We start from the raw sequence: 19,167 nt of genomic DNA, 5'->3' as shown, positions 1-19,167 counted from the left end.
AAGGGCCGCGGCATGGCCGCTTCGAGCCGACGCTCAGGGATCCGGGGCGTACCAGAACGGGATGCGGAACGCGCGACGCCGTCCGCCCCCGCGCTCGCCGCCTGTGGCATTCCACGCCAGTTCCAGGTCATGGCGTCCGGGCGCGAGGCCGCGGGTAGGCAGGTACCCTACCAGGCCGCGCATATCCAGGTCGCGCCGCTCCATGGGCACGAAGTCATGCAGGTCGACCGGGGTGCCGTCCAGCTTGACCTGCCAGAGCCGGGAAAGGCACTCCACTGCGGCGTTGGCGGCCTGTTGCCCGGAGGCTTCATTGTGCGCGTCCGGAAGTGCGGTGCAATGCTGGCGCGCCAGCGGATTGTCACGTTGCGGGCGATGCGGAATGAACACGCGAAGCTGCCCACCGCTGATCGTGTCCGACGGGATCATCGGGTACGGCAGCAGCTGGTCATGCGCCGAGCGCATCGATTCGTAATGCGCACTCAGCATGCCGTGCTCAACCGCCGCTTCCGTGACGATCTGGTACCGGTTGAACAGCGAGAACTTCAACGACGCCATCACCTGCACGGCGGCCAGCAGCATCGCTACCAGCACCGCGAACAGGTAGGCCGCCATGAACGAGCGCGAGCGCAGGTTGCTCTGCATGGTCAGCTGCATGGTCTGCATCAGGCGCAACAGCGGAACCCGTTGCAGGGCCGCCAGCATGCCCTGCAGGAGTCGCTGCGGTCGCTCATGGGGCTGCCCGCGCGCCTGCCGCCGCGCCACGATCTTTTCCAGGATCCCGGGGGTAACAGCCAGCGTCAACAGTGCGGCCAGCACGCTGCACAGGGCGAGCATGGCGACATGATCGGCGCCACCTGACAGCGCGCCGATCACCATCGACACACCGAGCGTCAGGACGGCCAACACCAGCGTGCCCGCCAATGTCTGTACGGCAAGCAGGGTGGTCGAGAACAGCATCGTCGCCAGCCGGTCGGCCCGTTCGATGCTGCCATCGAGGCCTCCGTCCCGGGCCTGCAGGAAAGCGCGCGTGACCGCCCCCATTCTTGGCAGGCGCGCCCAGTCAATGCCATCGGGGAAATGCGACCGGAGGCCGATCAGCCCGATCCAGTAGCCGCGCACCGTGAGGTGGATGATCAAGGCGACTGCCAGCACATAGCACATGCCGACACTGATGCTGAAACCGAACCAGAGCATCTGGAAGTACATGCCTTCGGTGTGCAGGCTGCTGCGCGCCCAGGCGTCGAACAGATAGCCCGGCACGGCCAGCAGCGCGAACGCCAGCAGGCCCGAAATGAACAGCTCGAGTTCATCGGTGCGATCACGCACCCGTTGGGGATGGGCGGTCGCTTCCGCTATCGGGTCATGCCCGGCGAGCGGTGCTGGTTGGGGAGCTGGAGCCGATTCGTTCACTGGACGTTCATCCGTTGAGTCGGCGCAGTATAGGCATGACGCCAGATTCAGCGATACGGGTCCGGAACGACGAACGCCGGCGCGGGGCCGGCGTTCGAATACTGCGATGTGGAAGGGCCGAACAGGTGTGGCAGCGACAGATCAACGATAGACGCGTTCGCAGCGGCGCTCGACGACGCGGTCGCCGTTCTTCTGCTGGCTGTTGCCCTGGATCTGGCGACCAGCCGCACCACCGGCCACGGCGCCCGCCACGGTAGCGAGCTTCTTGCCGTTGCCGCCGCCCACCTGGTTGCCCAGCAGGCCGCCGATTACCGCGCCGGTTGCCGTACCGGCAATGCGGTTCGGATCGCGCGAGTTGCGCTGCACTTCCACGTTCTTGCAGACCACGCGGCTACCGTCGTTGAACCTGCGCCCCTCATCACGCGGGCCGTAAGTCTGCGCGCCGGCCACCGACGAGGCCGCCAGCAGGGTACCCAGCACAAGCAATCGGGTCGAGGTCTTCATGGCCATCTCCTGAGTTCCGGTTTTGGGGCCAGTGTCCCCCAGCGGTTGGCAACCGGAAGTGAAATGGGCGTGTCCCCAGCCTCGCCGGCCATCGCGCGTTCAGGGAAAAAATCCGCGCCCATCACGGTCAACGATCGTGATGGGCGCCGTCTCCCTGCCGGCATGCGCTGTTGCTAGAACTCTTCCCAGCCGCCCGCGTTCGCAGCCAGCGTCGGCTCGATGCGTGGTACCAGTACCCCCGGCCGGCGTACCGGAGTCACTTTCGCCGCGACCGCGGCCAGGACCGGGCGCACGGCTGCGGCCGTGGTTGCACTGATGCGGAACACCGAAACCGCTTCGGCCAGCAGATTGGCCTGCTCCTCCATGGAACGAGCCGCGGCGCTGGCCTCTTCCACCAGCGCCGCGTTCTGCTGCGTGGTCTCGTCCATCTGCACCACCGCCTGGTTGACCTGTTCAATGCCCGAGCTCTGCTCCTGCGATGCGGCAGATATCTCGGCCATGATGTCGGTCACCCGCTGCACCGAGGCCACCACCTCGCCCATGGTGGTGCCAGCCTGGCGGACCAGCGCCGAGCCATCGGCGACCTTGCCAACCGAATCCTCGATCAGGCCCTTGATTTCCTTGGCCGCACCCGCCGAGCGCTGTGCCAGTGTGCGCACCTCGCTGGCCACCACCGCAAAGCCCCTGCCCTGTTCACCGGCTCGCGCGGCTTCCACCGCCGCGTTCAACGCCAGGATGTTGGTCTGGAACGCAATGCCATCGATGACCGAGATGATCTCGGCGATCTTCTTCGACGAGGCCTCGATCGCCGACATCGTGGTGACTACCTGGCCGACCACCTCGCCGCCCTGCGAAGCGACACCGTGCGCGCCGATCGCGAGTTGATTGGCCTGGCGTGCGTGCTCGGCATTCTGCTTCACGGTGGAGGTCAGTTCCTCCATCGACGCCGCAGTCTCTTCCAGGTTCGCCGCCTGCTGCTCGGTGCGCCGCGACAGGTCGGTGTTGCCCGCGGCGATCTCGCCTGCCGCCAAGTTGATGCTGGACGCGCTGGCCTGGATGCGGCCGACGATCTGCGTGAGCTGATCGACGGTGGCGTTGCAGTCATCGCGCATCCGGGCGAACACCCCGTGGAAGTCCCCCTGCATGCGCACGGTCAGGTCACCGCGCGAGATGGACTGCAACAGGCTCGATACCTGCACCAGGTTCTCGTCGGTGGTCTGCATCAGCCGGTTGAGCCCGGCCACCATGTCGTGGAAATCGTGAGCGAAGCGCTGCTCGTCACCGCGCAGGCTGAAGTCCCCCGCCGCTGCTGCCGTCGCCAGCCTGCGGATCTCACCGTTGATCGCTGACAGGCTGGCCTTGGTCTCGTCCATCGCCTGGGTGATCGCGGCCTTCTCGCCCGGCAGAGGATCCATGTCTACCGACAGATCGCCCCGGGCGTAGTGCTTCATTACTTCGATCAACCGGTTCTGCACCTGCACATGCGAGCCGACCAGCGCATTGGTCTCGTGCACCATGCGCCCGTAGTCACCGGGGAAGGCGCTCTCATCCATGCGATAGCTGAGGCTGCCCGCATCGTGCTGGCGAGCCAGTTCCCCCTGTGCCGCCATCACAGACTGCAATTGCGCCTGCATGCGCTGCATCGACCTGAGCAGCTGCGTCACCTCATCGTTGCCGGAGGCGTCGATGCTGCTGTCCAGCCGCCCGTTGGCGATGCCATTGGCGAGCTTCACGGCTCCCTCCAGCGGCCGGGTCAGGCTGCGGGTGATGGCCCATGCGGCCAGCGAGCCGAGTATCAGGCTCAGCACGCCGAACACGATCGACAAGGTGCCGGTCCACGCCTCGGTCGCGCGGTAGTCCTCGCGGCTGCGCGCCGTCAGCACCTCCTGGTGCCGCAGCAGGGTGGAGATCGCCTCGTTCCAGGCCGTCGCCAGGCCCTGCTCGGCAAGCAGCTCCTTGGCTGCACCGTCGAAATCGCCGTCCTTCATGCGCTCATGCAGTTGCCGGGTGGACGCGTCGGTGGCCCTGCGTGCCGCGTCGATCCGCGCGACCAGCGTATCGCCGGTGGCATCACGCGGAATCTTGATGTACTTGGCCCATATGGCGTCGTAAGCCTGCGACAGCTCCTGCGCCTTCCGATAATCCCTGTCGAAATCCTCACCGCGCTTGATCACCATCAGCCGGCGCTGCATCAGCACCGCATTATTGGTATCCAGCATCTCGTTCAACAACCGCATTTTCACCATGTTGACGTCCACCACTTTCTCGAACTGGGTGGACTTCAGGTGATTTCCGTACAACGCCAGGCCGACGATGGCGACGATGAACAGCAGCAGCAAACCAAACCCGGCGCCCAGCCGGGATCCAACTCGGAGGTTGCGTAAGGCGAGCATCTCAATTCCCTTGATCAATGGCCGTACGGTCGATGGCGGCGCAGGCAGGGGAAACTTTATGGGCCGATATTATTGTATCGATCCAGATATCCTGAAATGTGCGGGCTGTTGTGAAAACCGCGCACCGGCAGATTCCTGCAGCCGCGCATTGCAAACGTGCATCGGACCACCCAATATTCGACCTGAATGCGGGTTATTCATTTTGCGAGCTGGTGACGGCGCATGGAGAACGGGTGGCCAGCATTAACTTGGGCTGCGAAGAAGCCATCAGAGGCATGTGCCACGCTTCCTTCCGCCTCTGGCCTGGGAAAGAACGTTCGATACCTTCTCGGGAGAGCCCCATGAACTCGCGCTCAGTATCGGTGTTTCTCCGGAGTATTCCCTGGCATCCATGACCGATGCAGATGATGCATGGCGGCGTGGCGTCCGCCCACTGCAGAGCAAGCCACCACGTAGCCGGTGCAATGATTCGCATCGTCGCTGGCCCTCTACGCATCCTTCGACGTCCGTCGTGACCTGTGGCAAAGGCGCACCGCGATGCCATATGGCATTCGGCCCGGAGCGACCGCGCAAAGCTCTCTCGTGCTGGGCCATCAACAACAGCGCGGACTACGCTACAGTCCGCGCATGACTCTCGTCCTGCAGATTGAAGGCGCCGCCATTGATGACATCGCCAGCCTTTACACGGAGATCAACCGCGTGTTCATGGCCGGCGAGGCATGGCAGCTCGGGCCGAGCCTGGACGCACTGGACGACCTGCTGCATGGCGGCTATGGCGCACTGGCTGGCCACGCGCAGGCCACGCTGATCTGGCGCGATATCGCCCACAGCCGTGCGGCGCTGGGCGTGGAGGCGACCTGCCAGTGGCTGCAGGCCAAGCTGGACGCACCAGGCAGCTTCAACGCGCGGGCGATCGCCCGCCGGCTGCAGGCGGTGCGACAGGGCGAGGGCGCGACCTACTTCGAGATCGTCATGCAGATCTTCGACAGCCATCGGCAGATCACCCTGGTCCCGGCCTGAACCCTTTTTCGTGCCGCACCGGCCTGCCACCAGTGGCGGCAGCCCTGCGCCCCAGCAGTTACCATGGACGGCCCTGTACCGGCTCCGCTGCCGCCGCCCTCCGGCGCGGCCGGACGCCCTGATTCACGAGTCCCATGTCCAAAGACAAGTCCGCCGAACATACCCCGTTGATGAAGCAGTTCTTCGCAGCCAAGTCCGAATATCCGGACCTGCTGCTGTTCTTCCGCATGGGCGATTTCTACGAGCTGTTCTACGACGACGCGCGCAAGGCCGCGCGCCTGCTCGACATCACCCTGACCCAGCGTGGCAGTTCCGGTGGCGCACCGATCCCGATGGCCGGCGTGCCGGTGCACGCGTACGAAGGCTACCTGGCACGGCTGGTGGCGCTGGGCGAGTCGGTGGCGATCTGCGAGCAGATCGGCGATCCCGCGCTGGCCAAGGGCCTGGTGGAACGCAAGGTGGTGCGTATCGTCACGCCCGGCACGGTCACCGACGAGGCGCTGCTGGATGAGCGCCGCGATACCCTGCTGATGGCGCTCTCGCGCAGCAAGCAGGGCTACGGCCTGGCCTGGGCCGACCTGGCCGGCGGGCGCTTCCTGGTCAATGAAGTGGAAACCGACGACGCTCTGGAAGCCGAACTGGCCCGCCTGGAACCGGCCGAGCTGCTGGTGCCGGACGAGGAGAACTGGCCGGAGTTCCTGCGCCAGCGCACCGGGGTGCGCCGCCGCGCACCGTGGCTGTTCGACGCCGACAGCGGCCGCCGCCAGCTGCTGGCGTTTTTCAAGCTGCATGACCTGAGCGGCTTCGGCATCGATGACAAGCCGCGCGCGACCGCAGCCGCGGGCGCTCTGCTCGGCTATGTCGAGGAGACCCAGAAGCAGCGCCTGCCGCACCTGACCTCGATCGCGATGGAAACCGCCGGCGAGGCGATCGCGATGAACGCCGCCACCCGCCGCCACCTGGAGCTGGATACGCGCGTGGACGGGGATACCCGCAACACCCTGCTGGGCGTGCTCGACAGTACGGTCACGCCGATGGGCGGGCGCCTGCTGCGCCGCTGGCTGCATCGTCCGCTGCGCCTGCGCGAGGTGCTGGTGCAGCGCCACCATGCGGTGGAAACCCTGATCGATCGCGGCGCGGACGCCGACATCCGCGAGCAGTTCCGCCGCCTGGGCGACCTGGAACGCATCCTCACCCGCGTTGCGCTGCGCTCGGCGCGCCCGCGCGACTTCTCCACGCTGCGCGACGGCCTGGGGCTGCTGCCGGCCGTGCGCGAGGTGCTGGCACCGCTGGACTCACCGCGCCTGCAGGCCCTGCATGCCGCACTTGGTGAACACGATGCGTGCGCGCAGCTGCTGGCCAGTGCCATCGCCGAAATGCCGCCGCTGAAACTGAGCGACGGCGGCGTGCTGGCTGACGGCTTCGATGAGGAACTGGACGAGCTGCGCCGCCTGTCCACCCACGCCGACCAGTTCCTGGTGGACCTGGAACAGCGCGAACGCGAAAGCAGCGGCATTCCCACCCTGAAGGTGGGCTACAACCGCGTGCACGGCTACTACATCGAGATCAGCAAGGGCCAGTCCGACCGCGCGCCGGTGCACTACACCCGCCGCCAGACACTGACCAATGCCGAGCGCTACATCACCGAAGAGCTGAAGGCGTTCGAAGACAAGGTGCTGTCCGCGCGCGACCGTTCGCTGTCTCGCGAGAAGTACCTGTACGAGCAGCTGCTGGATACCCTCGGCGAACAGCTGGAACCGTTGAAGCAGTGTGCCGCTGCGCTGAGCGAACTGGACGTGCTGGCCGCCTTCGCCGAGCGCGCGCAGGCACTGGACTGGTCGCGGCCGCAACTGGAAACGGCACCGTGCCTGAAGATCGAGCGTGGCCGCCACCCGGTGGTCGAAGCGGTGCGCGAGCAGCCGTTCGAACCGAACGACCTGGACCTGCATCCCGACCGTCGCATGCTGGTCATCACCGGCCCGAACATGGGCGGTAAATCGACCTACATGCGGCAGAACGCGCTGATCGTGCTGCTGGCCCACATCGGCAGCTTCGTGCCGGCCAGCCGTGCGGTGATCGGTCCCATCGACCGCATCCTGACCCGCATCGGCGCGGGTGATGACCTGGCCCGCGGGCAGTCGACCTTCATGGTCGAGATGGCCGAGACCAGCTACATCCTGCACCACGCCACCACCCATTCGCTGGTGCTGATGGACGAGATCGGCCGCGGCACCTCCACCTACGATGGCTTGGCGCTGGCCGACGCGGTGGCCCGTCACCTGGCCTACCAGAACCGCTGCTACACGCTGTTCGCCACCCACTACTTCGAACTGACCGCGCTGGCCGACGAACAGTACGAAGGCGGCCGCAGCGGCATCGCCAACGTGCACCTGGATGCGGTCGAGCACGGCGAGGCGCTGGTGTTCATGCACGCGGTCAAGGATGGCCCGGCCAACCGCAGTTTCGGCCTGCAGGTGGCGGCACTGGCCGGCCTGCCGCGCGCCACCGTGGCCCAGGCACGGCGTCGCCTGGCCGAACTGGAGCAGCGCGGCGGGGAGAGCCATGCCGCCGAGCTGGCGCCGCAGGCGCTGGATGCCCCGCAGCAGTTCGGGCTGTTCGCCGCGCCATCGAACAAGGCACAGGAAGCGCTGGCGGCCATCGACCCCGATGAGCTGACCCCGAAGCAGGCGCTGGAAGCGTTGTACCGCCTAAAGGCGCTGCTCTAGGACTGCCGCGCCCGGCCCCGGCTCCCGCCACAGCGCGGGCGGCCGTCCGAAAGGCTCTGCAAATCCTATTCCACGTTTCAATTGACAGAAACTATCAGCCTGAACGGATCATTCGATTATTCATTTCATCTGGCCCTAGCTAAAGTCGAGTGAAGATGTTCCACCGCCGTCTTCACCCGCAGGAGCCAGCCATGAGCCAGTCCGATAACACCAGTCCCAAGTGCCCGTATCACACCGCTCCGTCGCCGGCAGAAGGCGCCCAGCAGCAGCGTGAACTGAGCACCACGCCGAAGCAGAAGCACGGCGACGATCCGGTCACGCCGATGACCACGGCCTTCGGCGCACCGGTGGTGGACAACCAGAACAGCAGGACCGCTGGCCCGCGCGGCCCGCTGCTGATGGAAGACGTGTGGCTGCTGGAAAAGCTGGCCAACCTCAACCGCGAGATCATTCCCGAGCGCCGCATGCACGCCAAGGGCTCGGGCGCGTTCGGTACCTTCACCGTCACCCACGACATCACCCGGTACACGCGCGCCAAGCTGTTCGAGAAGGTGGGCAAGCAGACCGAGATGTTCGCGCGCTTCACCACGGTGGCCGGCGAGCGTGGTGCCGCCGACGCCGAGCGTGACATCCGCGGCTTCGCACTGAAGTTCTACACCGAAGAAGGCAACTGGGACCTGGTCGGCAACAACACGCCGGTGTTCTTCCTGCGCGACCCGCGCAAGTTCGCCGACCTCAACAAGGCCGTGAAGCGCGACCCGCATACCAACCTGCGCAGCGCGCGCAACAACTGGGATTTCTGGACTCTGCTGCCCGAGGCCCTGCTGCAGGTGACCGTGGTGATGAGCGACCGCGGCATCCCGCGCAGCTTCCGCCACATGCACGGTTTCGGCTCGCATACCTACAGCTTCACCAACGCCGACAGCGAACGCTTCTGGGTCAAGTTCCACTTCGTCAGCCAGCAGGGCATCGAATCGCTGACCGACGCACAGGCGCAGATCCTGGTCGGCCATGACCGCGAAAGCCACGGCCGCGACCTGTTCGCCGCGATCGAGAAGGGCGACTTCCCGAAGTGGAAGCTGTTCATCCAGGTCATGCCGGAGCTGGAAGCGGAAACCTACCGCATCCATCCGTTCGACCTGACCAAGGTGTGGCCGAAGAGCGATTACCCGCTGATCGAAGTGGGCCAGTTCGAACTGAACCGCAACCCGGTCAACTGGTACCAGGACGTGGAGCAGTCGGCGTTCGCGCCGAGCAACCTGGTGCCGGGCATCGGCCCGTCGCCGGACAAGATGCTGCAGGCACGCCTGTTCGCCTATTCCGATGCGCAGCGTTATCGCCTGGGCGTGAACCATCACCAGATTCCGGTCAACGCCGCACGCTGCCCGGTGCACAGCAACCACCGCGACGGTGCGATGCGCGTGGATGGCAACTACGGCGGCCTGCCGCATTACGAACCGAACAGCTACGGCCAGTGGCAGGAACAGCCGCAGTACCGCGAACCGCCGATGAAGATCCGCGGCGACGCCGACTTCTGGAACTTCCGTGAGGACGACGCCGACTACTTCAGCCAGCCCGGCGCCCTGTTCCGCAGCTACAACCAGGCACAGAAGGACCGCCTGTTCGCCAACACCGCCCGCGCCCTGGGCGATGCGCCGGACTTCATCAAGCAGCGCCACATCGACAACTGCAGCAAGGCCGACCCGGCCTACGGTGCCGGCGTCGCTGCGGCCCTGAAGGCGCTGGCCAGCCAGCCGTCGGATCCGTTCAAGCCGGCGCAGCCGGAAGCGGACTTCCCCACTGCCACCCCGGGCGCCGAAGACATCGAGCTCTGATCCCCCTGCCCCGTGTACGGCACGCCGCCTCCGTGTGGGGCGGCGTCGCCGTTTTAACGGTCCGCGTCGTACCTTCTGCACGCCCAACCACAATCAAGGATTCCGCAGATGAGCCTGACCGATGAACTTCTCGCCAAACTGCAGGGCGCCCCGCTGCAGCAGGTGTCGCAGCAGCTTGGCATCAGCGATACCCAGGCCTCCGGCGCGATCAGTGCCGCACTGCCGGTGCTGATGGGCGCGCTGGGCAACAACGCCTCGCAGCCGCAGGGCGCGCAGGCGCTGCTCGGCGCCCTGCAGAACAACCACAGTGGGCTGGACCTGGGCAGCGTGCTCGGTTCGGTGCTGGGCGGCGGTGGCGGTGGTGCCGCCAGCGACGGCGCCGGCATCCTCGGCCACATCTTCGGCGGCAGCCAGCAGAAGGTGGAAACCGGCCTGGCCCAGGCCACCCAGCTCGACAGCGGCCGCACCAGCCAGCTGCTGCAGATCCTGGCACCGATCGTGATGGCCTTCCTCGCCCAGCGCCTCGGCGGCGGACAAGCCGATGCAGGCGCGCTCAGCCAGGCCCTCGGCCAGGAAAAACAGCAGGTGCAGCAGCAGGGTGGCATCGCCGGCGGCCTGCTCGGCAGCGTGCTGGACCAGGACGGTGACGGCCAGCTCGGTGTCGGCGACCTGCTGAAGATCGGCGGCAGCCTGCTGGGCGGCAAACGCTGAGGCTTGTGTGCGCCGGGCAATGACCCGGCGCACGCCTACAACGCGTCGATATCACCCAGCGCGCGGATCAACCGCCGCGCGCGCTTGTCCGGTTTGTGCTCTGGCGGTTGGAAACCATCGCGCGCCGCGATGCGCAGCGCGCGCTGTTCGGCACGGCGTGCCTTGGAGGCCTCACTCTCGGCATACAGCTGCTGCGCCGCGGGTGCGGGACCGCGCTGGTCGCTCAGGCCGAGCACCTGGATCTCGAAATGCTCCTCACCGCGGTCGACCTGCAGCTGCTCGCCCACGCGCACCGCGCGTGAGGATTTCGGGCGCTGCCCGGCGACGCTGACCTTGCCGGTCTCGATCGCCTGCTTGGCCAGGCTGCGGGTCTTGAAGAAACGGGCCGCCCACAGCCAGATGTCCAGGCGGACGCTGGGCGACAACGGGGAAAGCTCGGTCATCGGCAGGGACTACTCCGTTCGCTTGTTCAGGGGACGCGGGTTGTCAGGGTCGGTGCGGCAGCCGCTGCCCCCGATCAACGTGGGTACGCCAGCAGACAGATCCTGGCGCTGGCTGCCGACCAGGCACTCGGGACGGTCGGTCGGCCGCACCTGGGCATCGCCCAGCCGGTCACCTGTCGAACATGCGGCCAGCGTGGCGCCGATCAAGGCCAGCGCCAGGCTCCACTTCACCTGCAGTCGTTGATGCATTGCCACATCCCGCAAACCGGCTTGGTGCTAGTGTGCGCCTCCCGGGATTCGATCACCACTCCATGGCCAAAGCGCCGCTTGACCTGACCTCCGGCCCGATCGGCCGCAATCTCCTGTTGTTTTCCCTGCCGATCCTGGCGGGCAACATCGCGCAGTCGCTGAACGGTTCGGTGAACGCGGTCTGGGTCGGGCGCTTCCTCGGCGAGGCGGCGCTGACGGCCACCGCGAACGCCAACAACATCATGTTCTTCCTGATCGGCTCGGTGTTCGGCTTCGGCATGGCTTCGACCATCCTGATCGGACAGGCGATCGGCGCGCGCGACATCGCGCAGTCGCGGCGCGTGGTCGGCACCAGTGCCACCTTCTTCATCGGCCTGTCGGTGATCATCGCCATCGCCGGTTGGTTCATGGCCCATCCGCTGCTGGCGGCGATGGGCACGCCGGCCGCCTCGCTGCCATTGGCCGAGGCCTACCTGCAGATCATCTTCCTGGCGATGCCGACGCTGTACGCGTTCGCCTTCCTCACCGCCGCCCTGCGCGGTGCCGGTGATTCGCGCACGCCATTCCGCTTCCTGATGGTATCGGTGGCGCTGGACATCGTGCTGAACCCGGTACTGATCTTCGGCATGGGGCCGCTCCCCGCGCTGGGCATCGCCGGCTCGGCGTGGGCCACGCTGATCGCGCAGACGCTTTCGCTGGCCGGCCTGCTGTTGTACATGCGGCACAAGCGCCACACCCTGTGGCTGGGCCGCGCCGACATGCGCCTGTTCAGGCTCGACCTGACCATCCTCAAGGCGCTGGTGATCAAGGGCGTACCGATGGGCCTGCAGATGGTGCTGATCTCGCTGTCTGTGATCCTGCTGATGACCATGGTCAACCAGTACGGCACCGACACCGCCGCGGGCTACGGCGCGTCCCTGCAGCTGTGGAACTACCTGCAGATGCCGGCGATGGCGATCGGCGCGGCGTGCTCTTCGATGGCGGCGCAGAACGTCGGTGCGCAGCGCTGGGACCGCGTACGCGGCACCGCACGCCAGGGCGTGCTGTTCAACTTCCTGCTGACCGGCGCGCTGATCCTGCCGCTGGTGGTGTTCGATCGCCAGCTGCTGGCGCTGTTCCTGCCACCGGCCAGCCAGGCACTGGACATCGCGCGCCACCTCAACCACGTAGTGATCGGCTCGTTCCTGTTCTTCGGCGTCAGCTTCGTGATCTCCGGCGTAGTGCGCTCCACCGGCGCGGTGTTTCCGCCGCTGCTGATCCTGGCCGGCTCGCTGTGGGGCGTGCGCGTGCCGTTCGCCGAGCTGCTGCAGCCGTACTGGGGCGCCGATGCGATCTGGTGGAGCTTCCCGGTCAGCTCGCTGGTCTCGATGCTGCTGTCGCTGACGTATTACCGCTGGGGCGGCTGGCGCAAGGCAAGGATGCTGGGCAAGCCGTCACACGCCGAAGCGCTGGCCACGCCGTCGGAAATTCCGGCCTGCCCGCCGTCGCCGGTGGCCGACCCGGATGCCGCGCCGCTGCGGTAGTGCCGGCCGCTGGCCGGCACCTTCAAACCTCTCCGGAAGCATCGTGCAACAGCCGGCCAGCGGCCGGCTCTACCGCTTCTTCTTCTTCGCCGCATTGAACGCCGCCGCCGCGCGCAGCAGTGCCTTCAACGCCGCGGAATCGGGCATCGCACCTTCATGGATGTCGATCGCACGCCGCGTGTTGCCCTCCAGGCTGGCGTTGAACAGGCCCTTCGGGTCCGCCAGCGCCGCACCGTTGGCGAAGGTCAGCTTCACTGCCTGCTTGTAGGTCTCGCCGGTGCACAGAATGCCGTTGTGCTCCCACACCGGCGTGCCGCGCCACTTCCAGGTTTCCTGTACGTCCGGCAGCGCTTCATGGATCAACGCACGCACGCGTGCCAGCGTTTCGCCGCGCCAGTCCCCCAGCGCGGCGATGCGTGCATCGATCAGTTCGGCCGCCGGGGTTCCGGCATCGTCAGGGTTGGGAGCATGCGTGGCCATCAGGGACTCTCGTCGGGAAGGGAAACGGAATGCCGGGCTTACATGCGCTCGCCGGGCAGCGCAGCGGCCTGGCGCACCCAGTCCAGGAACTGCGCTTCATCCAACAGGCCGGATTCGTGGATGTGCAGGTAGCGCGTGTCGGCGCTCCTGGAGGGCTCCGGTGGCACCGGCGTCAAGGCAGCGCCGCGGAAAAAGGCCACCTTGATGTAGCGCGTGAAGCAATGGAAGCTGAGAAACCAGCCTGCGCCCGCAGCCACCGCATACATCGGCGAGTTCCACTTCACCGCCTTGTGCACCCCGGGTACGGCCCGTTCGATCAGGGCATCCAGCCGTGCGCCGATCGGATGTTTCCAATCCGGCATTGCGGCGATGTACGCCTGCACCGGAGCATCGCCCTCGCCCTTGGCGATCTGCGGGTTGCCACCGGTGAGCAGCGTGGGCACAGCGGTGGGTGCGGTTCGCTTGGCAGGCATCGCACGGTACGACCATCGGAATGACGCTGCAGCCTAGCGCGGCCTGTGCCGGGCGTCACGGCGCAGTGCGCCATCGGCTCAGTCCGCCTGCCGCGCGCGGAACCGGCGCCACTCCGGCAGCTGGCGGTGGCGGCGCAGCGAGCGCATCAGCGCCGCCATCACAAGGCCGAACAGCGCTCCGGCCGACAGGCCTGCCACCAGCAACAGCACCAGCGGGCGCTCGCTGCCCTGCCAGAGCATCAGCCACATCAGCGCGGTCCAGAACAGCCCGAACAGCAGGCCCTGCACCAGCGCATTGGTACCGAAACCAGCCAGGATCGGCGGCGGCAGTGCGATGCCTGCGCGCCACAGCAACCGATGCAACAGCGGCGCCGACTGCGCGCGTGCCAGCCCCTTGTCATCAAGAAAGCGCAGCGCCGATTGGATCACGACGGGATAGTGCGGATTGACGTCATTCATCACCCGATCGTGGCCGATGCAATGCCGGAAACGCAAACGGCCACCCGAAGGTGGCCGTCGCGGCAACAACCGAAGTTGTTTATCAGGCCTTTTCGGCCAGACGGGCAGCCTTGGCGGCAGCAGCGGCAGCCAGGTCTTCCTTGATGCGGGCAGCCTTGCCTTCCAGGCCACGCAGGTAGTACAGCTTGCCGGCGCGGACCTTACCACGACGCTTCACTTCGACCGAGTCGATGATGGCGCTGTGGGTCTGGAAAACGCGCTCGACGCCGTAGCCGTGCGAGATCTTGCGCACGGTGAACGAGGAGTTCAGGCCGGCGTTCTTGGTGGCGATGACGACGCCTTCGTAGGCCTGCACGCGCTCGCGGCTGCCTTCCTTCACCTTCACGTTGACGACAACGGTGTCGCCCTGGCTGAACTTCGGCAGTTCACGGGTGATCTGGGCGGATTCGAATTCCGCGACGATGGACTTGTTCAGCTTGCTCATGGGTTACACCGATTCTTGTTCGGGTGGGCGTGTCGTATCGACAACGTGGGCTCATGCAGTCACCGGACTGTGCTGCACGTTTGTTCTGGGTACTGCGCGCGCCAACCGGGGCTGGCGGGAATTGGCCATGATAGCCGATAAAGCCAGCCCTGCGCTAGGGGCTGGCCTTGGGTTTCTGGGCCTGGCGGGCCTGGTCCAGCAGTTTGCGGTCGGCCTTGCCCAGCGCCTGTTCATCCAGCAGGTCCGGGCGTCGCTGGGCAGTCCGGAGCAGCGACTGCTGGCGGCGCCAGGCGGCGATGGCTGCGTGGTTGCCCGAGCGCAGCACCTCCGGCACGTCTCCCAGCGGGTGCTGGGCCGGCTGGCTGTAATGCGGGCAGTCGAGCAGGCCGAGGTCGCCCTCGAAGCTGTCCTGCGCCGCCGACTCCGCATCGTTGAGGGCCCCCTCCTGCAGGCGGGCCACGGCGTCGATGATCACCGCCGCGCCCAGCTCGCCCCCGGACAGCACGTAGTCGCCGAGGGAGATTTCCTCGTCGACATTCGCCTCCAGGAAACGCTCGTCGATGCCCTCGTAGCGGCCACAGAGCAGGACCATGCGCGGCAGCGCCGCCAGCTCCCGCACCTTGGCCTGGGTCAACCGCGCGCCCTGCGGGCTGAGGTAGATCACCCGCGCCGGGGTTGGATCCGCATCGCGGATCGCCTGCAGGCAGGCCTGCAGCGGCTCGATCAGCATCACCATGCCCGGGCCACCGCCGAACGGACGGTCGTCCACCCGGCGATAGTTGCCTTCGGCGTAATCACGGGGGTTCCAGCCATGCAGGCTGAACAGCCCCTTCTCCCGCGCGCGCCCGACCACGCCCAATCCAGCGGACTGGGCGAGGAACTCGGGGAACAGGGTGATGACGTCGAAACGCATGCGTCTGCTCAGAACTCGGGATCCCAGTCGACCACGACCAGATTGGCCTCGAAATCGACCGATTTGACGAAGTCCGGCAGCACGAACGGGATCATCCGCTCGCGGTCACCACGGACCACCACCACATCATTGGCGCCGGTGCTGAACAGGTGCGAGACCTGGCCCAGGGCGACGCCCTCGGTGGTCGTCACGTCCAGGCCTTCCAGGTCCACCCAGTAGTACTCATCGGGCTTCGGTGGCGGCAATGCACTGCGGGCCACGTAGATTTCGGTGCCGCGCATCGCTTCGACCACGTCGCGGTCCTCGACGCCCGGGAAACGGGCGACCAGGTGCTTGCCGCTGTCACGGCCACGCACACCTTCTATCGTGGTTTCCACGCCGGACGGGCTGCGCACGATCCACGGCTGGTAACGGAAAATGGCGGAACGTGGCTCGGTCCAGGACTCGAGCTTGATCTCGCCGCGCACACCAAAAGCGCCGACAACCCTGCCCAGCAGGATGCGGCGCTCGATATCTTTCATCTGCTTCAACCAAGAGGGCCACGCCGAAGCGTGGCCCGTCAGGATCAGGCCGCAGCGGCCTGGGACTTGGTCGCTTCCTTGATCAGGTTGCGGACCTTGTCGGTCGGCTGGGCGCCGTTCTTGACCCAATGGTCAACACGGGCCAGGTCCAGTTCGATGCGCTTCTCGGCGCCCTGGGCGACCGGGTTGTAGAAGCCAACGCGCTCGATGTTGCGGCCGTCGCGCGCGCTGCGCACGTCGGTGACGATGATGTGGTAGAACGGACGCTTCTTGGCGCCGCCGCGGGTCAGTCGGATCTTGACCATGGTGTTTTTCCTATTGCCCAGTCGCCAGGATGGCGAGGTAAGCGGGCGATTATAGCGGCAGAGCCCGGCCTAGCCAACCCCATATGACGCCGCGCCCTCACGGTAGCGCCGGGCCATGCCCGGTGGCTTTTGTTCAGCAATGTGATCGGCTTCTGACTTACCCCGCCGACGTCGACAAGTTGCCGCTCGGATTCGTGGATGGCGATGCACTGCAGCCAATTGATCGCCACGGGCGGAACCTCCAACCCTGGAAAACTTGCGTCATTCCAGAAGAAGGGCAGCACCAGATAGACGTGCGGCATCCGGGTCGATGGGAAGTAGTCCTGCAGGATGTCGGGAATCACGCAACCCGGCCACACCGCCGCACGATCACGCATGATTGCAAAGGCGGTCGAGGCGACCACGTTGTCCCAGTGCTGCGTGTCATCTTCCGCACACGCGCACAGCTCGACGCGGGTTTCCAGCTCGTGCCCTCTGAATGACGTAAAGCAAAATCCGATAGTCCGATGGACGAGATGGACTTCAGCCCTGCTTCCGGCGAGTTGGACGTCGTAAGGATATCGACCGAACGCAGGCGATGATCATCGTGAAAGGCCTGGACTTTGGGCCGCCCCTCACCGCCCATGATCTTGATTGCGTGCATCGCTACCGCGCGATGCTGCTCGGTGACCGTACTCATATCGGATTGGAACCCCGGTGCGTTGTTCGCTGCGGCGGCATCCGCCGGGCATGGCCCGGCGCTACCGGCTGCAACGCTTCAAGGTAGCGTCCGGCTATGCCCAGCGATCGGCAACCACGCGCCTCGTTCAGGAGAGCGGCTGCCAGGCCACCGCCGCCAGCACCGCCCTGCCCTGTTCAGCCAGCGCCTGCGAGCCGGGCAGGACATGTCCGTCGATGGCCTCCAGCGCCCACAGGCCGCTGGCGTTGCAGGCAAAAGCGGCCTTCACACTGCCCAGTTCAGCCAGCGCCAACGGCCGCGTCAACTGCGCATCGGGCCAGTGCCGCTTCAGCAGCGCCTCAGCCGTACCGCGCAGGGCCGGCGCCTGCGGCCAGAGCAGCCGTTCACCATCGTGCACGGCCAGGTTCCAGGTACTGCCTTCACTCACTTCGCCATCGGCGGTCACGAACAACACGTCGTCGAATCCGTCCGCCATCGCCGCGCGCCGCTCGGCGAACAGGCCAAACGTGCCCACATGCTTGATCTGCGGCAGCTCGCGCTGCCAGGCCACGCTGCGCACACGCTTGGAGGCGGCCAGCGTCACCGGCGCTGAAACCGCCACCAGCACGTCCACCGGCACCGCCGCCAGCGGATTGCGGAAATCGAAGCGGCGCGAATACACCGTCACCCGCAGCGAGGCATCGGCCAGGCCGGCCTGCCGCAGCGCCTGCGCCATCCAGCCCCGCACCTGCGCCGTATCCAGTTTGCTGCCGAACAGTTCGCGCGTGGCCTGCGACAGCCGCGCCAGATGCAGATCCAAGCCCTGCGCTGCGCTGTCGCGCACTTGCAGCGAAGTGAAGTGGCCGTAGTTCACCAGCGCCGGCAGCAGATCCTCCACCTGCGCCGCCCGGCCGTTGCAGCTCACCATCATGGCAACAATGCCTGCGCCTGCTCCCACATGCCGCGCAGCACGTCGGCGGCCGGCTGCGCCGGCGCCATCCACGCCGACTGCCCGGCCCAGGCCTGCATCGCCGCCAGGCGGTTTTCCTGCGCGGCCTGCTTGCGCATCGGCGCGGTCAGCCCACGCTGCACCGGGTATGGACGCGGGGCGGGGGCTCCTTCTGCGGCAGCGGCGCGCACATAGGGTGTCGCCAGGCCACGACCCAGGCGACCGCTGAAGGCACGGGTCGGCCAAGTGTCTTCCGGTTCGCTGGCGGCCAGCCCATCAGCCCACGCCGAAGCGATCGCCGCTTCGGGCGTGCGCAGGAAGGCGGTGCCGATCTGCACGGCGCTGGCCCCCAGCGTGAGTGCGGCAGCGATGCCACGGCCGTCGGCGATGCCGCCTGCGGCAATCACCGGAATCTGCAGGTGATCGGCCAGGCGCGGCAGCAGTGCGAACAACCCGACCAACTGGCGCTCGGCCATCGCCGGATCGAACGCGCCACGATGGCCGCCGGCCTCCGCGCCCTGCGCCACCACCGCATCGGCACCGGCGTCCTGTGCCGCGCGCGCTTCGGACAAGGTGGTGGCACAGGCGATCCAGGCGATGCCGGCGTCCTTCAGCTGCTGCACGTGATGCGGCAACAGCACGCCCATGATGGTCGAGGCGACCGCCGGGCGCGCGGCCAGCAGTGCGGCGAACTGTTCTTCGAAGTCGGCGGGCGTGGCGTCGGCGGCACTGGCGGGCACGTCCGGGCCCCACTGCGCGAGGAAGGCGCGGCTGGCGGCTTCGGCGGCAACATCACGGGTCGGTGCGGGATCGGGCACCCACAGGTTCACCTGGGCCGGGCCGGTCGAAGCGGTGCGGAATTCGTCCATCCAGCGACCGATATCGGCCGAAGAGGACAACACCGCGCCCATCGCGCCCATGCTGCCGGCGTTGGCCAGCGCGGCCGACAACGGCACCGGGCAGGCGCCGGCCATCGGTGCCAGCAGGATTGGAACGGAAACGCCAAAGCGCCGGCAGAACGCCTCGGCGTGGGAAGCTACAGCGGAACTCTGCATGACGGCCCATCATTTTGGACAGGCCCTCATGGTGCGCGCAGGACAGGGGAAGAGTC

At 66.7% G+C, this 19,167-nt stretch carries 20 protein-coding genes; 5 read left to right on the top strand and 15 right to left on the bottom strand.

Annotated elements, in window-relative coordinates:
* Nucleotides 1-33: 33 nt before the first annotated feature.
* The 3 genes from BN1263_RS18645 to BN1263_RS18635 all read right to left on the bottom strand — a co-directional run bounded on the left by BN1263_RS18645 (nucleotide 34) and on the right by BN1263_RS18635 (nucleotide 4,307).
* Nucleotides 34-1,326, bottom strand: coding sequence for a hypothetical protein (locus tag BN1263_RS18645; RefSeq protein WP_186008987.1), 1,293 nt, complete (start codon nucleotides 1,324-1,326; stop codon nucleotides 34-36).
* A gap of 225 nt (nucleotides 1,327-1,551) precedes the next feature.
* Nucleotides 1,552-1,920, bottom strand: a complete 369-nt coding sequence (locus BN1263_RS18640) for a glycine zipper 2TM domain-containing protein (protein ID WP_014646414.1) — start codon at nucleotides 1,918-1,920, stop codon at nucleotides 1,552-1,554.
* 167 nt (nucleotides 1,921-2,087) lie between these two features.
* Nucleotides 2,088-4,307, bottom strand: a complete 2,220-nt coding sequence (locus BN1263_RS18635; protein ID WP_058983301.1) for a methyl-accepting chemotaxis protein — start codon at nucleotides 4,305-4,307, stop codon at nucleotides 2,088-2,090.
* 627 nt (nucleotides 4,308-4,934) lie between these two features.
* Here BN1263_RS18635 and BN1263_RS18630 point away from each other — a divergent pair.
* The 4 genes from BN1263_RS18630 to BN1263_RS18615 all read left to right on the top strand — a co-directional run bounded on the left by BN1263_RS18630 (nucleotide 4,935) and on the right by BN1263_RS18615 (nucleotide 10,599).
* Nucleotides 4,935-5,327, top strand: coding sequence for a barstar family protein (locus BN1263_RS18630; RefSeq protein WP_058983299.1), 393 nt, complete (start codon nucleotides 4,935-4,937; stop codon nucleotides 5,325-5,327).
* Between the two features lie 134 nt (nucleotides 5,328-5,461).
* Nucleotides 5,462-8,053, top strand: coding sequence for a DNA mismatch repair protein MutS (mutS, locus tag BN1263_RS18625; protein ID WP_058983297.1), 2,592 nt, complete (start codon nucleotides 5,462-5,464; stop codon nucleotides 8,051-8,053).
* Nucleotides 8,054-8,244: 191 nt separating this feature from the next.
* Nucleotides 8,245-9,888, top strand: a complete 1,644-nt coding sequence (locus tag BN1263_RS18620) for a catalase (RefSeq protein WP_021202479.1) — start codon at nucleotides 8,245-8,247, stop codon at nucleotides 9,886-9,888.
* Nucleotides 9,889-9,996: 108 nt separating this feature from the next.
* Complete coding sequence (locus tag BN1263_RS18615) at nucleotides 9,997-10,599, top strand: DUF937 domain-containing protein (RefSeq protein WP_058983293.1); 603 nt, start codon at nucleotides 9,997-9,999, stop codon at nucleotides 10,597-10,599.
* Nucleotides 10,600-10,634: 35 nt separating this feature from the next.
* Here the strand turns inward: BN1263_RS18615 and hslR are convergent, their stop codons facing one another.
* On the bottom strand, nucleotides 10,635-11,042 hold the full coding sequence (gene hslR, locus BN1263_RS18610; RefSeq protein ID WP_053462488.1) for an Hsp15 family ribosome-associated heat shock protein: 408 nt from the start codon (nucleotides 11,040-11,042) through the stop codon (nucleotides 10,635-10,637).
* Between the two features lie 9 nt (nucleotides 11,043-11,051).
* The gene (locus BN1263_RS18605; protein WP_058983291.1) at nucleotides 11,052-11,291 is read right to left on the bottom strand and encodes a hypothetical protein; all 240 of its coding nucleotides are present in this window, start codon (nucleotides 11,289-11,291) and stop codon (nucleotides 11,052-11,054) included.
* Between the two features lie 62 nt (nucleotides 11,292-11,353).
* On the opposite strand from BN1263_RS18605, the gene BN1263_RS18600 reads away from it, so the two are divergent.
* Nucleotides 11,354-12,814: an MATE family efflux transporter gene (locus BN1263_RS18600; protein WP_058983288.1), complete on the top strand. Its 1,461-nt coding sequence runs from the start codon at nucleotides 11,354-11,356 to the stop codon at nucleotides 12,812-12,814.
* 69 nt (nucleotides 12,815-12,883) lie between these two features.
* Here BN1263_RS18600 and BN1263_RS18595 read toward each other — a convergent pair whose 3' ends face one another.
* The 10 genes from BN1263_RS18595 to BN1263_RS18555 form a co-directional block, all read right to left on the bottom strand.
* Nucleotides 12,884-13,294 carry a DUF1801 domain-containing protein gene (locus BN1263_RS18595; protein ID WP_058983286.1) on the bottom strand — a complete coding sequence of 137 codons (411 nt, stop codon included), beginning with the start codon at nucleotides 13,292-13,294 and terminating at the stop codon, nucleotides 12,884-12,886.
* A gap of 38 nt (nucleotides 13,295-13,332) precedes the next feature.
* Entirely contained in the window at nucleotides 13,333-13,767 is a 435-nt protein-coding gene (locus tag BN1263_RS18590; protein WP_058983284.1) for a DUF1801 domain-containing protein, read from the bottom strand.
* 78 nt (nucleotides 13,768-13,845) lie between these two features.
* Nucleotides 13,846-14,226 carry a DUF6404 family protein gene (locus BN1263_RS18585; protein ID WP_058983283.1) on the bottom strand — a complete coding sequence of 127 codons (381 nt, stop codon included), beginning with the start codon at nucleotides 14,224-14,226 and terminating at the stop codon, nucleotides 13,846-13,848.
* An 82-nt stretch (nucleotides 14,227-14,308) separates the two neighbouring features.
* Nucleotides 14,309-14,710, bottom strand: coding sequence for a 50S ribosomal protein L19 (gene rplS / locus BN1263_RS18580; protein WP_005408597.1), 402 nt, complete (start codon nucleotides 14,708-14,710; stop codon nucleotides 14,309-14,311).
* A 154-nt stretch (nucleotides 14,711-14,864) separates the two neighbouring features.
* On the bottom strand, nucleotides 14,865-15,623 hold the full coding sequence (trmD, locus tag BN1263_RS18575) for a tRNA (guanosine(37)-N1)-methyltransferase TrmD (RefSeq protein WP_019659263.1): 759 nt from the start codon (nucleotides 15,621-15,623) through the stop codon (nucleotides 14,865-14,867).
* Nucleotides 15,624-15,631: 8 nt separating this feature from the next.
* Nucleotides 15,632-16,144 (bottom strand): ribosome maturation factor RimM, encoded by a 513-nt coding sequence (gene rimM, locus BN1263_RS18570; RefSeq protein WP_019659264.1) that lies wholly within the window; start codon nucleotides 16,142-16,144, stop codon nucleotides 15,632-15,634.
* A 44-nt stretch (nucleotides 16,145-16,188) separates the two neighbouring features.
* Nucleotides 16,189-16,449 (bottom strand): 30S ribosomal protein S16, encoded by a 261-nt coding sequence (gene rpsP / locus BN1263_RS18565; protein ID WP_005415733.1) that lies wholly within the window; start codon nucleotides 16,447-16,449, stop codon nucleotides 16,189-16,191.
* Nucleotides 16,431-16,853 (bottom strand): suppressor of fused domain protein, encoded by a 423-nt coding sequence (locus BN1263_RS20970; protein ID WP_260833002.1) that lies wholly within the window; start codon nucleotides 16,851-16,853, stop codon nucleotides 16,431-16,433. The genes rpsP and BN1263_RS20970 overlap by 19 nt, the downstream gene beginning before the upstream one ends.
* 402 nt (nucleotides 16,854-17,255) lie before the next feature.
* A complete protein-coding gene (locus BN1263_RS18560; RefSeq protein WP_058983281.1) occupies nucleotides 17,256-18,038 on the bottom strand; it encodes an aminotransferase class IV family protein in 783 nt (260 codons plus the stop codon).
* Nucleotides 18,035-19,111, bottom strand: coding sequence for an NAD(P)H-dependent flavin oxidoreductase (locus BN1263_RS18555; protein WP_058983279.1), 1,077 nt, complete (start codon nucleotides 19,109-19,111; stop codon nucleotides 18,035-18,037). The genes BN1263_RS18560 and BN1263_RS18555 overlap by 4 nt, the downstream gene beginning before the upstream one ends.
* Nucleotides 19,112-19,167: the final 56 nt, after the last annotated feature.

The sequence above is a fragment of the Stenotrophomonas thermophila genome, from assembly GCF_001499715.1.
In the GTDB taxonomy this organism is placed as follows: domain Bacteria; phylum Pseudomonadota; class Gammaproteobacteria; order Xanthomonadales; family Xanthomonadaceae; genus Stenotrophomonas; species Stenotrophomonas hibiscicola.
Note: the sequence above shows the minus strand (reverse complement) of the source record. Positions and strands in the feature narration are given on the sequence as shown.